At 45.5% G+C, this 14,125-nt stretch carries 12 protein-coding genes; 2 read left to right on the forward strand and 10 right to left on the reverse strand.

Annotated features, from left to right (window positions below; genetic code table 11):
• Positions 1 to 35: 35 nt before the first annotated feature.
• The gene (gene tadA, locus AC27HD_RS05555) at positions 36 to 593 is read right to left on the reverse strand and encodes a tRNA adenosine(34) deaminase TadA (RefSeq protein WP_487104336.1); all 558 of its coding nucleotides are present in this window, start codon (positions 591 to 593) and stop codon (positions 36 to 38) included.
• A 288-nt stretch (positions 594 to 881) separates the two neighbouring features.
• On the opposite strand from tadA, the gene AC27HD_RS05560 reads away from it, so the two are divergent.
• Positions 882 to 1,115 carry a hypothetical protein gene (locus tag AC27HD_RS05560; RefSeq protein WP_032094361.1) on the forward strand — a complete coding sequence of 78 codons (234 nt, stop codon included), beginning with the start codon at positions 882 to 884 and terminating at the stop codon, positions 1,113 to 1,115.
• Positions 1,116 to 1,137: 22 nt separating this feature from the next.
• Here the strand turns inward: AC27HD_RS05560 and AC27HD_RS05565 are convergent, their stop codons facing one another.
• Complete coding sequence (locus AC27HD_RS05565; protein ID WP_487104338.1) at positions 1,138 to 3,069, reverse strand: monovalent cation:proton antiporter family protein; 1,932 nt, start codon at positions 3,067 to 3,069, stop codon at positions 1,138 to 1,140.
• Positions 3,070 to 3,479: 410 nt separating this feature from the next.
• On the opposite strand from AC27HD_RS05565, the gene AC27HD_RS05570 reads away from it, so the two are divergent.
• The gene (locus AC27HD_RS05570; protein WP_032094360.1) at positions 3,480 to 4,379 is read left to right on the forward strand and encodes a GGDEF domain-containing protein; all 900 of its coding nucleotides are present in this window, start codon (positions 3,480 to 3,482) and stop codon (positions 4,377 to 4,379) included.
• 115 nt (positions 4,380 to 4,494) lie between these two features.
• Here AC27HD_RS05570 and tilS read toward each other — a convergent pair whose 3' ends face one another.
• From tilS to AC27HD_RS05610, 8 genes are all read right to left on the reverse strand, one after another.
• The gene (gene tilS / locus AC27HD_RS05575; RefSeq protein ID WP_032094359.1) at positions 4,495 to 5,829 is read right to left on the reverse strand and encodes a tRNA lysidine(34) synthetase TilS; all 1,335 of its coding nucleotides are present in this window, start codon (positions 5,827 to 5,829) and stop codon (positions 4,495 to 4,497) included.
• An 18-nt stretch (positions 5,830 to 5,847) separates the two neighbouring features.
• Complete coding sequence (gene accA, locus AC27HD_RS05580; protein ID WP_032094358.1) at positions 5,848 to 6,804, reverse strand: acetyl-CoA carboxylase carboxyl transferase subunit alpha; 957 nt, start codon at positions 6,802 to 6,804, stop codon at positions 5,848 to 5,850.
• Between the two features lie 68 nt (positions 6,805 to 6,872).
• Positions 6,873 to 10,337 (reverse strand): DNA polymerase III subunit alpha, encoded by a 3,465-nt coding sequence (gene dnaE / locus AC27HD_RS05585; RefSeq protein ID WP_081926581.1) that lies wholly within the window; start codon positions 10,335 to 10,337, stop codon positions 6,873 to 6,875.
• Between the two features lie 103 nt (positions 10,338 to 10,440).
• Entirely contained in the window at positions 10,441 to 11,016 is a 576-nt protein-coding gene (rnhB, locus tag AC27HD_RS05590) for a ribonuclease HII (protein WP_032094357.1), read from the reverse strand.
• On the reverse strand, positions 11,009 to 12,157 hold the full coding sequence (lpxB, locus tag AC27HD_RS05595; RefSeq protein WP_487104342.1) for a lipid-A-disaccharide synthase: 1,149 nt from the start codon (positions 12,155 to 12,157) through the stop codon (positions 11,009 to 11,011). Before lpxB ends, rnhB begins: the two co-directional genes overlap by 8 nt.
• A gap of 2 nt (positions 12,158 to 12,159) precedes the next feature.
• On the reverse strand, positions 12,160 to 12,930 hold the full coding sequence (gene lpxA / locus AC27HD_RS05600) for an acyl-ACP--UDP-N-acetylglucosamine O-acyltransferase (protein WP_032094355.1): 771 nt from the start codon (positions 12,928 to 12,930) through the stop codon (positions 12,160 to 12,162).
• A gap of 1 nt (position 12,931) precedes the next feature.
• Positions 12,932 to 13,381, reverse strand: coding sequence for a 3-hydroxyacyl-ACP dehydratase FabZ (gene fabZ, locus AC27HD_RS05605; RefSeq protein ID WP_032094354.1), 450 nt, complete (start codon positions 13,379 to 13,381; stop codon positions 12,932 to 12,934).
• Positions 13,382 to 13,553: 172 nt separating this feature from the next.
• A complete protein-coding gene (locus AC27HD_RS05610) occupies positions 13,554 to 14,069 on the reverse strand; it encodes an OmpH family outer membrane protein (RefSeq protein WP_032094353.1) in 516 nt (171 codons plus the stop codon).
• Positions 14,070 to 14,125: the final 56 nt, after the last annotated feature.

The following is a 14,125-nucleotide window of genomic DNA, read 5'->3' on the forward strand; positions in this document are numbered from 1 at the left end:
GATTGATAACTAGGCTAATCAGTAACTACCCAGATTTATAACTGCTTTGGCTCCAGCTTCTCATTTTGCAGAGAGCGCTTCGCTTTTTTAGCTGCTTTAATCTCTTCTCTTCGCCTTTTAAAAAATGCGGAAATTTTGTTAGCGCATTCATCGGCTAATACCCCAGACACGATTTCAGACTGATGATTGAGTACAGGATGCTGTAGCAAATTCATTACCGAACCGGCAGCGCCTGTTTTTGCATCCCAAGCTCCAAACACCACGCGCTTAACTCTTGCATGTACCAGCATGCCTGCACACATTGAGCATGGCTCTAAGGTAACGTAAAGCGTTGCGTCTATAAGGCGATAGTTTTGCACATGTTTAGCAGCCTGAGTCACCGCATGTACCTCCGCGTGAGCGGTGGGGTTGTGATCTTGTATTGGCGTGTTCCAACCTTCACCGATTACTTCGCCGTTAGCTACCACGCATGCACCGACAGGAACTTCGCCAATTGCCTCGGCTTTATCAGCAAGCTTCAACGCGTGTTTCATCCACTCTATATCTTGTTCATTGGCCTCTGAGCAAGAAGAAATCGTATTGTCAGGCTTCATGTAACGGCATACCTCGTAATGACCATTTTAGTTATTCCTTCGTCAATATCACCAAAACAGTTAGTGATTTTCATCATCCAAAACACTAAAACATTCACCTTAATAATATAAACCATTGTTAATAATTGCTTTTTTATCGATGGCAACAATCTTGCTGTACATTTATCAACAAATAGGGTTTATTTAAATCATCGATATTAAGTAAACACGCTGTGTCAAACAGCCTAACAAGACAAACTAATTGTTATCGACTACACTTTTTTAACGATATTTGAGAGGGATGCCACCGTGAATTTAACTGCTATTGCTATTGTTGCTATCTGTGCTTGGGCGCTGGTCAGTATTATCGACAGCGCGAAAGATAAGAGCAAGAAAAAACTTAACAGCAAGGAATTCGATGCATACAAATCGGAAATTGCTGAATTAAAAGAGCGTATTTCGGTATTAGAGAAAATCGTTACCGACGAAAAATACGACCTCAAAAAGCAGTTTGCTGATTTAGAAAAAGACCGCGTGGCTTAATGAGTTTCAGTTCTTAAGAGGGCTAACTGCCCTCTAATAGTTTACGCTCTGCCCGCTCCACTCTTCGTGGTTTGCCCGCAATAACAAGCACATCATGGGCTTGTAATATCGCGTTTTCATCTGGCTCTTTCACTTCGTTACCGTCTCGACGCAGTCCTTTCACCTTTACCCGCATGCGGGCAAAGTCAATGTCTTTTAAAGGTTTACCCACAAATGCTGCGCCTTCGCTAAGCACAACGGCATGGATAAACTCCAACTTATCCTCTGTACCGTAGCTTATCTCCGTGGTTTCACCTGGGTAGAAACCATGCATGTGATCGTAACGGCCTTTTCGCTCTGCTCTTACCCGCTTTAATATTCTCGACATAGGTACACCAGCGTAATGCAACACCTGAGAGACTAGCATTAAGCTTCCCTCCTGCAGCTCAGGCACAACCTGGTTTGCTCCAGCAGAGTAAAGACTTTCTAATTGATAGTCTCGTTTCGTTCTCACCATTACGTCTGTAGAGGAAATGGTTCTGGCCTGGGTAATAACTTGTTTGGCTTTATCTACCTGATCGAAGGTCACTAACACCAAGGTGGCTTTTTCAATCGCAGTACTTATCAAGATATCTTTTTGACTAGCGTCTCCAAAAACCACTGGCTCTCCTGCATTGCGACTTTCCTGTACTCGTACAGGGTCCATATCTATGGCGACAAACTTTATTCCTTCCATTTTCAGCATACGTGCCACCGACTGCCCCACCCGACCGAAACCGCAAATAATGACATGATTAGTCAGGCTATCGTGGCGTACACTCGTTTCCTCATCGGTGAGGGTTAAATCACTTTTCACAATACGCTTTGCAATTAGCACACTGTTACTCATTAACCACGGGGTCAATGCCATGCTAATGACCCCCATACTGATAATCAGTGACGATTGTTGCGTTGAAAGTACACCATGGGTAGTGGCTAGTGCGGCAATAACAAAGCTAAACTCTCCTATTTGGCAAAGTTTCACGCCAGCCGACCATCCGTCAATGGGGTCGGTTTTAACCAGCATTGATGCAAGCCTTACCAGTATCACCTTCACCAGCATAAGGGCAAAGACACCGAAAACGATTTCAAATAGATTGCTCCACAACACGCTTAAATCTAGCTGCATGCCAACGGTAACAAAAAACAATCCCATCAAAATGTCTCTAAAGGGGCGAATATCTGCCTCTAGCTGATATTTATACTGGCTTTCTCCCAACATCATTCCAGCTAGAAAAGCCCCTAGCGCCATTGAAAGACCAAAATAGTAGGTTAATCCACCGGCCAATAAAGCGATTAATATAGTGGTAAGAACGAACAGTTCATCGGTTCTCGTTCTGGCGACCTCTCTAAATACCCATGGGAGTACCCACTTACCAACAGACATAAGAAAGGCGATAACGAACACACCTTTAAGTAATGCCTCACCTAATGCTAAGCCAATACTTACTTCACCTGTTTGTGCTAGCAAGGGAATGGCAATAAGAAAAGGAACAACGGCTAAGTCTTGGAAAAGCAGAATACTGATTGCTAGCTGAGTGCGGCGATTGTTTAAGATCCCCATTTCAGTGGCCTGCTTTATTACAATAGCTGTCGAGCTTAGTGCGAGGGTTCCGCCCACAATGATGGAAGCACTTAATGACAACCCTAAAAAGTATGGAACGCTTGTGAAGACTGCGGTGGTGATCAACATCTGCCCCAAGCCAACTCCAAAAACTAATGAACGCATTGCAAGCAATTTAGGTAATGAAAATTCAAGCCCTAGAGAGAACAGCAAAAATACAATGCCCACTTCGGCCAGCAGATGCATCTGCTCTGGATGAGCAAATACCGATAATATTTGTGGGCCAGCAAGAATGCCTGCAAAGAGGTAGGCAAGAATAGGTGGTAAGTGCGCTCGCTTAAATAAAGCAACCGCACACACCGATATAAACATTAAAACCACTATGTTTAAAAAACCAGCTCCCACTTTACCTCCGTTACTTCTTTTAAATATTCAGTGATGCTACGTCACAGCTTCCACTGAACTAGCAGAACCATTGAGTTAACAGGGCCGCCTAGTGAGAAAGCCCAATGCGTCAAAAAAGAATTGGCACTTAGTTTGCAACGCTCTTAATCAATAACGTGTTAGCGTGCACGTGTTACATCTGTCGATAGCATTCGCCGATGTATTCGACGATTCATTCGACGATTCATTCGCCGATTCATTCGCCGATATAACAGCCCCGATGCACGCCAGCATTTAAGATAAATATTGCCGCCTTGCCCATGCTTGGCGTCAGTATACGCACCAGTGTCAGTGATTTGACACACAACCGATGCAACATATTGCGAAAAGGGTACGCCGTGGAATTCTCAACGTCAGTATACGATAGCACACACCATAGCAGTTTTTATCCGAGAGAGTCACAGGCTCACGGGCTTTCTGTGAGTGAACTGACTGTATTCATCAATCGACTACTTTCTACACTTGAGCTTGAAGAGTTGGGTACACTCTATTTCCAACAGCTGAACGCTCTTTTGCCAGTGGCAGGTTTGAGCTTGACTGATTTTGACCCCCGCTGGGTGTACGGCAATGCAAAAATTTCGTCAACCCTGATTGATTTGCCTCTACAAGGCTCTGCATCGAAAGGTGGAGAACAAGCGCACGCCTACTATTACATTAGCTCACCTCTTTCGCTGTCGCAACGTGAGATACTTTTTCAACTTCATGATTTATTTGGTAAACAAGTAAAACATGCCGTATCGCATTCGCGCATGAAGAGTATGGCAACAAAAGATGGCTTAACGGAGCTAGGTAATCGTATTGCCTTTGAACAAGCTATGATCCGTCAGCGTAGCTGGGCACAGCGCCGAGATGAACCATTTTCACTTTTGGTGTTAGACTTAGATAACTTTAAGCAGGTGAATGACACGTTTGGACACAGTGAGGGAGACCGTGTGTTGGCACATGTGGCTTCGCGTTTAGTGAACGTGCTGCGCAATGAAGATGAGCCCTTTAGGTATGGTGGCGATGAGTTTTGCTGCATTTTAGACTGTCAAACCGAACAGCAGCTTTCATGTGCCGCTGAGCGAATAAAGGCCAGTATCAGTGGTTCCGATTACTTGGTGAATTTAGGCATTTCATGCAGCCTAGGCGGCGCACTCTATCGCGTAGGTGATACGACGCACAGTATGTTCGACCGAGCTGATAGTGCGCTGTACAAAGTAAAAAGTTCAGGAAAGGATGATTATCAAGCCGCATAATCACTGTTGCCTGCATACCTAATTAGGATTTTGATTAGGACTCTGTCTTATTTACAACTCTGAGCTAATGGCGAATCTGTTCTTTTTAAAACTAAAACGCGGCAAACTCTTGCCGCTAATCCTCTAAGCAGTGCTCGATACGTATATCTACCTTTACGCTGCTGTCTTCACGTCTTAAATAAAGGCACTCCCTATTGGCAATGACTGCTACCGGAGTATCGCCAATAAAAATTACCGGTACGCCCTGTCGCTCCCAACGAGGCACGCGCCATACCTTAAACCAGTTTTTTAACTCTTTTGACACCCCAGCTTGCTCAGGTTTAACCTTAAGCCCTCGCATATCAGTTTTAAGACAAATTGCCTCGTCACTGTTTTCAAGAGACACGGTGACGCTCATACTCAACCACGCTAGGCAAGTCGTCTCGTGATTGTTCAGTGCCAGCGTTGCCGGAATATCTTCTGTTGGCTTTACCACCCAGTAAATATCGCCATTAGAGCGCGCAACTTTACCCCACTTAAACGACATTTCCGGTGTAGCATCTTGTTTAGCACCTAGCATGGAAAGCAGTTCATCTAATTGTGCTTTTGACGGCGCTAGTTGCCCTTGCTGGGTAAACCACAATCGAATCACTGCTTTTTGCCAGGGTATCGACAGTGTTGACAGAGCATCGCCATTAATACGAATCGGTGATAGCTGGCAGTCGTTTAAAAATTGATTGGCAGTATCATTGATTAAATGAGACTGTTCTGCGCATAGCAACGCACTGCGACTTACCGTTTTGGCTAATTCAGGCCAGCGCGCAACTAAGTCAGGAATAATATCATTTCGCAAAAAGTTTCTATCGAAACTGGTTTCAAAATTCGACTCATCTTCAACCCAGCTCAATGCCTCACACTGAGCAAAACTGACGATATCCTCCTTTTTGAGGTTTAACATAGGTCGCAAAACCAAGGTGTTCCCTCGCCACTGAGACTCAGCCATACCGGCAAGTCCTTGGGGCCCGGCTCCACGTTTTAACTGCAGCAGTACTGTCTCTAATTGGTCTTCTGCATGCTGCCCAAGAAGCAGTACGCCTCCTATTTGCTTGCAAGCACTTAGTAGGGCGTGATAACGCGCCTTTCTTGCCTCAGCTTCAATACTTTTACGTGAACTTGTATCAACGACAACCCGCTGCTGGTGATATACAACATCATTTATTCTGCATTGTAAGTCGCAATGCTTTGACCACGCGTCGGCATTATCGCTTAGCCCGTGATGAATATGCACTGCATGTAGCTCGCAGTGATATTGGTCGCGATATAATAAGGCTAATTGTAAGAGTACTGATGAGTCCACTCCGCCGCTAAAAGCAACGACAAGGGGGGAATGTAAAGGAAGATTCGCTTCATTGAGACCAGCAGCAATTGAGTCAATTACCTGCTGGCCTATTTCAGTTGATATGGGGGGCACACACTGTCCGTTTGTTAATTAGCAGTAGCCAAACGACATGAGTCGCTGATAGCGCTCTTCAAGCAGTTTGTCTTTGTCTAACTCTTTCAGTTGACTCAACTGCTGTTTCAGTACCGCTTTTAAATTGGCAGCCATGCTGTTGTGATCTCGATGAGCACCGCCCAAAGGCTCCTCAACAATACTGTTAATCAGCCCAAGCTCTTTAATTTGCGGAGCACTAACACCCATTGCTTCTGCGGCTAGTGGCGCTTTCTCTGCGCTTTTCCACAAGATTGAAGCACACCCTTCTGGTGAGATAACAGAGTAGGTTGAATATTGAAGCATATTTACTCTATCGCCCACGCCAATGGCTAATGCACCACCAGAGCCGCCTTCACCAATAACGGTACAGATGATAGGCACAGTGAGCTCTGCCATTTCAAAAAGGTTCTTCGCAATAGCTTCGCTTTGCCCACGCTCTTCAGCTCCTACGCCAGGGTATGCACCTGGTGTATCGATAAAGGTAATGATAGGTAAATTAAAACGTTCCGCCATTTTCATTAAACGTAGCGCTTTGCGGTACCCTTCTGGCTTCGGCATACCAAAATTGCGTCTGACTTTTTCGTTGGTGTCTCGGCCTTTTTGATGCCCGATTACCATTATTGGCTGACCGTCTAGCATTGCCGGGCCGCCAATAATCGCTTTATCATCCGCAAACGCTCTATCCCCTGCTAATTCATCGAATTCACTAAAAATACGAGGTATATAGTCCAATGTGTATGGACGCATTGGATGGCGGGCTATCTGAGAAACCTGCCATGCTCCGAGATCTGAAAAGATTTTCTTCGTTAGATCGGCGCTTTTGCCACGTAACTTGTTGATCTCTTCTTCAATACCAACATCGAACTCACCGCCTTGATTAACCAGTCTTAGCTCTTCTATTTTTGCTTCTAATTCGGCTATGGGTTGCTCAAAGTCCAAAAACTGTATGCTCATTTTATGTCCTATTCTATCTACGCTCGTCAATACAAACGCGAGATGTCCAATCTATCGAACTCTACCTATTAATGGTAGAGAATTGAAACGGCTTTTTCTCCCAAACACTGTTTGAGATCGTGCAAGAGTTGATCCTCTGGGGTTACATACCACTTAACACCGCACGCTAAGGTTGCTTCGGCGTCGGGGTGCGTAACCTCTATTTGAACAGGACAACTACCGCCATTAAATGCCTGCAGAATAGATTGCATCTGACTCATTTTCTTCGTTTCAAGCGACTGGGTATCAACTTTTAACGCCAGCGCTTTCGCATTTTTCTCTCGTGCCTGAACAATGTCCATTACATCACGGGCGGTGATTGTATTGCCCCCAGAGAAATCATCAAAGCTGACCTGTCCCTTTATGAGCAATATTTTATCGGTTTCTAGCACACTTTCGAACTGTTCGTACGTATCGGGGAAAAAACGAACATCCATTCTGGCACTCTTATCATCCAGTGTCACTATTGCCCAACGACGTCCTCGTTTGTTCGTCATAACCCTTACGCCAAGGACAAGACCTACAGCACTCGACATTTGATCTTTGTTCGTTGGTTTTAAGTCCACAAGACGGCCATCGGTATAATAGCGAAGTTCATCGGCATATTGATTGATGGGGTGGCCGGTTAAATATAAACCTAAGGTGTCTTTTTCACCTTCTAACCACACTTTTTCAGGCCATTCGGGAACGTCGGCAAAGGCCTGCTCTACTTCATCGGGCTCAGTGGTCAGTAGTCCAAACATATCGGACTGTCCAAATGACTCGGCTTTCGCATGCTGACCTGCAGCGGCGAGTGCCTCAGGCAGCGTGGCCATTAGTGTAGCTCGGTGCGGCCCTAAATTATCCATGGCGCCAGATAGTACCAACTTCTCTAGTACCCGCTTATTAACTCGCTTGGTGTCGATTTTTGCGCAAAATTCGAAAAGATCTTTAAATTCACCGTGAGTATCTCGGGCTTCAATTATGGCCTCAATTGGGCCCTCACCAACCCCTTTTATAGAGCCAATGCCATAGACAATGCGCCCTTTACTATCAACGGTGAATTTATATTTACCGGCGTTTAAGTCTGGGGGCAGGATCTCAATACCCATGCGCTCGCATTCGTCTACCAGGGTAACAATTTTATCGGTGTTATCCATATCCGCAGACATTACCGCGGCCATAAATTCGGCAGGATAATGGACTTTTAGCCACAGCGTTTGGTATGACACCAATGCATACGCCGCAGAGTGTGATTTGTTAAAACCATAGCCTGCAAACTTTTCCACCAAGTCGAAGATTTTCATGGCCAGATCAGGGTCAATGTTATTGCCCTTGGCCCCTTCAGCAAACGCGCCGCGCTGCTTAGCCATCTCCTCTGGCTTTTTCTTACCCATTGCACGACGCAGTAAGTCGGCGCCCCCAAGTGAGTAGCCCGCCATCTCTTGGGCAATCTGCATAACCTGTTCTTGGTACAATATAATACCGTAGGTAGGTTCTAGAATAACTTCCAAGCATTCGTGCTGATAATCTTTATCCGGATAGGAAATCGCTTCCCTGCCATGCTTACGGTCGATAAAGTTATCTACCATGCCCGACTGCAGTGGGCCTGGGCGAAATAACGCCACCAATGCAATGATATCTTCGAAGCTGTCAGGTCTAAGGCGCTTGATAAGCTCTTTCATACCCCTGGATTCAAGCTGGAAAACCGCCGTAGTTTCAGCATTTTGAAGCGTGCGAAAGCTTTTGGCATCGGCAAGAGGAATAGCAGAAATGTCTATATCGATATTTTTGCCTTCTTTGACCATATCAATAGCCCACTGAATGATGGTCAGCGTTCTCAGCCCCAAGAAGTCAAACTTAACTAGCCCCGCAGTTTCAACATCATTTTTGTCAAACTGGGTGACCGGGTTGTTCCCCTCGTCATCACAGTACAATGGTGAAAAGTCGGTAATAGTGGTGGGCGCAATAACAACACCACCGGCGTGCTTTCCTGCGTTACGGGTAACACCTTCCAAAATACGCGCCATATCAATGAGGTCTTTTACCTCTTCGTCTTGCTCGTATACTTGAGGAAGCTGCGGTTCCGCTTTGAATGCTTTTTCTAGGGTCATACCCGGGTCTGGCGGGATAAGCTTTGAAATTCTATCTACGAAGCCGTATGGATGTCCTAGTACCCTTCCCACGTCACGTACAACGGCCTTTGCTGCCATCGTACCAAAGGTAATAATTTGCGATACCGCTTGGCGACCGTAGAGCTCGGCAACGTGATCGATAACCTCATCCCGTCTATCCATGCAGAAGTCCACGTCAAAATCGGGCATAGATACACGTTCAGGGTTCAAAAATCGCTCGAAAAGCAAATCGAATTCAAGGGGGTCAAGGTCGGTAATTTTTAACGCATAAGCCACTAATGAACCCGCACCTGAACCACGCCCAGGTCCAACGGGTATACCGTTATCTTTACTCCATTGGATAAATTCCATCACGATAAGGAAGTAACCGGGGAATCCCATTTGGTTGATAACTTCGAGCTCTATTCGAAGTCGGTCATCGTATTCAGGGCGTTTTTCCTTGCGTTCATTTTCATCTGGAAATAAAAACTCAAGCCTGTCTTCAAGGCCTTCCTCTGATACTTTGACCAGGAAATCTTCGGTGGTCATGCCACCCGTCGGAAACTGAGGTAAGAAGTACTCATTTAAACGAACGGTAACATTGCACCGCTTCGCTATTTCAACGGTGTTTTCTATGGCTTCTGGAATATCGCTGAACAAGTCCACCATTTCTTCGGCAGTTCGCAGGTACTGCTGCTCGCTATAGCGCTTTGGGCGACGGGTGTCGTCAAGGGTATACCCATCGTGAATACACACGCGAATTTCATGGGCTTCGAAGCCTTCTCTATCAATAAAGCAAACTTCGTTGGTCGCTACTACGGGCAAGTCTTGCTGATGAGCAAATTCTACTGCACGGTGAAGGTAGTCTTCTTCTCCCACCCGTCCAGTGCGAACAAGCTCTAAGTAAAAGCGGTCTTTAAAATAAGTTTTATAGAACTCGATTGAAGCATCGAGAATTTTTGTATTATTTTTGGTTAGCCCCACGCCAACATCGCCGTGTAAACCACCAGAAAGCACGATAAGCCCTTCACTGTGCTCAGCAAGCCAAGACTGGTCGATAACCGCGCGATGAGCTAGGTGACCTCTTAAATAGGCTTTGGATATAAGCACGGTCATGTTCTTATATCCCTCATTGTTCATCGCTAATAGCGTAAGCCTAAACGGTTCGTCGCCAAATACCTCATTCGTTACCCAAAAATCAGTGCCAATGATGGGCTTGATACCCTTCGAATGCGCTTCAGAATAGAACTTCACTAGGCCGCACATATTCATTTGGTCGGTGATGGCAACTGCCGGCATTTCAAGCTCAGCCACTTTGCTCAAAATGGGCTTAACCTTGTTAAGCCCATCCATCATTGAATAATCACTGTGGACCCGTAAATGAATAAATGGCGAAGACATGATGTTATTTCTCTTTTTTAATTTTTGCGAGGCATCTTGCGCTAGCAGCATTGTTAATAATTGTGCGTTAGCAGTTTTTTAACTACTGTGCGCTAGCAGCGTTTTAATTGTTATTTGTTAGCAACGCCTTTACCGGCTTAAAACTTTTTCGATAGCAATCTAACACACCAAACTCGGCCAGTGCCGCAAAATGTGCTTTAGTGGGATAACCTTTGTGACCTGCAAAGTTGTATTGAGGAAAAGCCTCGTGCAGAGCCAACATATCATTGTCACGCTCTACTTTTGCAATAATCGACGCCGCGGATATTTCTTGATGTAGGCTATCACCTTTCACAACCGCTTCAGATGAGTAATTCCATGCAGGCAACCGATTGCCATCAACGCGCACAAAATCAGGTGTAACGGGAAGTCCTTCCACAGCTCGCACCATCGCTAACATGGTTGCGTGCAGGATATTTAACTTGTCGATTTCAGCTGGATTAGCACGACCTATATTCCAATACAGTGCCTTCTCTCGAATTTCTTGAGCTAATACAATGCGTTTTTTTTCGCTGAGCTTTTTTGAATCGTTTAGCCCTTCAATAGGGTTTGACGGGTCTAAGATAACGGCAGCGGTTACCACATCACCAACGAGAGGTCCGCGACCTACTTCATCCACACCGGCTATTAATTTATCCAAGTAACTCCTCCACTACCGCTTTTGCAGCTGTTTTGTCAGCGTCACATTTTAGCGTATGGTGGAGTTCGGTGAAACGGGAAATAAGTGCAGAATTGTCACTTTCAAAGAAACCTAATAATTGATTGCTCATATTCTCAGCGTTTACGTCCTCTTGAAGTAATTCTGGAACAATTGCATCGTTAGCAAGTAAGTTAGGCAAGGCAAAATACGGCGCTTTGTAAATGCGCTGCATAATTTTGTAGGTAAGCGGAGCCAGTTTATACGCAACAACCATGGGCCGCTTACACAGCATGGCTTCTAAGGTTGCTGTGCCAGAGGCCAAGAGTATGACATCACTGGCAATCATGGCATCACGGGCAGTACCTGTCGTGATGTGGATAGGGAGTCGCGATTGAGCATCATCAGCCTGCGCTAAAAACGCTTCAATTTGTACTAAACGGTGTTCATTAGCAGCAGGAATGACAAATTGGATATCGGGACGCTTATTGTGGATAGCTTCCATAGTGTCCAAAAAAACGGGCAGTAAGGTATCAACTTCGCCTCGCCGTGAACCAGGCAACACCGCCAAAACAGGCTTGTCAGCTGCAATATTCAACGTAGCCCTAGAAAGAGACTGATCCGGCACTAAAGCGATGGTATCCGCCATAGTGTGACCAACGAACGTATAGGGAACCTGATATTTATCGTATACCTTTTGCTCAAAAGGAAACAAACCCAACACGCGGCTCGCTGCATTCGCAATTTTGTGAATACGTTTCTCTCGCCATGCCCACACAGTGGGACTGACATAGTGAAGGGTTTTTATACCCCGCTGTTTAAGCGTCTTTTCCACACGCAAATTAAAATCTGGTGCATCTATACCAATAAATATGTCTGGGGGGTTCTGCTCAAAGTGGGCGAGCAGCTGCTTTTTCACTTTTAGGATGGCAGGAAGATGGGACAATACTTCGACAAGGCCCATTACCGACAGCGTTTCCATGTCAAATAATGTGTTAAAACCTTGGGCCTGCATATTAGGGCCACCAATACCCTCTATAACTGCATCGGGGTATTGGCGCTTTAGTTCAGCGACCACTCCAGCGGCCAATACATCCCCGGAAGGCTCTCCGGCAACCATGCCAATTCGTAATGGCGTTTTCATGACTATCGAATTATGCCTCGCTCAGCATGGCGAAGAAACTCTACCATTCGCGCCACACCCTCGTGATCGTTAGCGGGTGCTTCTAACGCGTCGATGGCCTCTTCAATGGTATTGCCAGCACGATAAATTACCTTGTATGCGCGCTTTATCGCAAGCACTTCGTCCTTTTCAAAACCTCTGCGCTTAAGGCCTTCTGAATTAATGCCTTGAGGAATATTTTTGTGACCGCTCACCATAACAAACGGCGGAACGTCTCTTAAAATAATGCCGCCAGCACCTAAAAAGGCATGAGCGCCTATTTTACAAAATTGGTGAATACCCACTGCGCCACCAACAATAACAAAATCATCCATGTGAACATGGCCTGCAATTGCACAGTTATTAGCGACAATGATGTCGTCGCCGAGCACACAGTCGTGGGCAATATGGGCATTAACCATAAACAAGCCGCGAGAGCCGATAATGGTCACGCCTTCGTCCTGCACGGTACCGCGATGGACAGTAACACCTTCACGAAATTCGTTGTCGTCGCCAATAATGAGTTCGGTGGGCTCGCCTGCATACTTCTTATCTTGGCAGTCCTCACCAATAGACGAAAACTGAAAGAACTTGTTATTTTTGCCTATTCGCGTTGTACCGCGAACAACTACGTGCGACTTCAAGATGCAACCATCGCCAATAGTTACATTATCGTCGACCACACAAAATGGACCAATAGTGACATTTTCACCAATGGTAGCGCTCTCTGAAATTACCGCAGTAGGATGGATCACGTTATGCTATCTCTCTCATCGCACACATAAATTCTGCACTGCATACTAAATCGCCATTGACGGTTGCAGTACCTTTAAACTTCCAGATCCCTCTTCTTTCTTTCACTAACGCCACGTCAAAGTCTAGTTTATCACCAGGCACTACCGGGCGCTTGAAGCGGGCGTTATCAATTCCTGCATACAAGTATAGACTGTCATTTTTGCCCATGGTTTTAAAACCAAGTACACCTGCCGCTTGCGCCATCGCTTCAAGAATAAGCACGCCTGGAAAAATGGGCTGGCCTGGAAAATGACCGGTAAAACACGGTTCGTTAATCGTAATATTTTTATACGCCTTGATTGACTCGCCAAGGACGTAATCGGTGACGCGATCGACTAACAGAAAAGGATAACGATGTGGCAATAGTGCCATTATTTCCTGTATTTCGATGGTATTAAGTGAATTGGTCAAGAACTTTCTCCTGTAATCAAGCATGACCTAGCAACTGATTTATGGTCAAACTCGCCGTAAAACTAAATTCGGCGGCAACCATACGCTGTTAAACGCAAAAAACAAATCAGACCAACACCTTTCGGTTGTTGGTCTGATAAATTGTTGCACACTACCAGCCTTGGCAATGTTTTTAGTTAGCTTTGCTAACCTGTTCTAATACTTGCTCAGACAGGTCGTGGTCTTCTTTAGCAAAGGCTACCGCACCAGCGTTAAGTACAAGGTCATAACCTTGTTTCGCCGCTACTGTATCGATTGCTTGTTTGATAAGACCTAGCAGCTTGTTACGCTCTTCGTTGCTACGACGCTGAATGTTTTGCTGAAGTGGCTGACCTTTTTGAGACAACTCTTCACGAACAGATAAGATCTTTTGTTCTAGTTCTTTTTTCTCTGAGTCGCTCATAGTTGCTGCATCGCGCTGAAGGCGTTCTGCGTAGAACTGACCGTCACGTTGAAGCTGATTAACTTCTTCAATCTGATCTTTAAACTCTAATTGAATTGCGTTTTGCAACTCTGCAGCCTGAGGCATAGCTTGGAAAATACCTTGCACGTCTACCACGGCCATTTTCTGCTCTGCCATTACTGACGTACTGACTAGTGCACTGCTTAGCATTGCACCTGCAACGATATGTTTAACCAACTGTTTCAAAGGGAACTCCTTTTTGTATCTTCTTGTTTGGGACACACGAAGTGCGAGCCCGCTTT

The organism is Alteromonas sp. 4NS20-0143 (assembly GCF_057542855.1).

Excerpts from the sequence above, each read along its gene's own strand:
- tadA (WP_487104336.1), bottom strand. The coding sequence starts at position 593 with ATGAAGCCTGACAATACGATTTCTTCTTGCTCAGAGGCCAATGAACAA.
- accA (WP_032094358.1), bottom strand. The coding sequence starts at position 6,804 with ATGAGCATACAGTTTTTGGACTTTGAGCAACCCATAGCCGAATTAGAA.
- lpxB (WP_487104342.1), bottom strand. The coding sequence starts at position 12,157 with ATGAAAACGCCATTACGAATTGGCATGGTTGCCGGAGAGCCTTCCGGG.
- dnaE (WP_081926581.1), bottom strand. The coding sequence starts at position 10,337 with ATGTCTTCGCCATTTATTCATTTACGGGTCCACAGTGATTATTCAATG.
- AC27HD_RS05565 (WP_487104338.1), bottom strand. The coding sequence starts at position 3,069 with ATGTTTATATCGGTGTGTGCGGTTGCTTTATTTAAGCGAGCGCACTTA.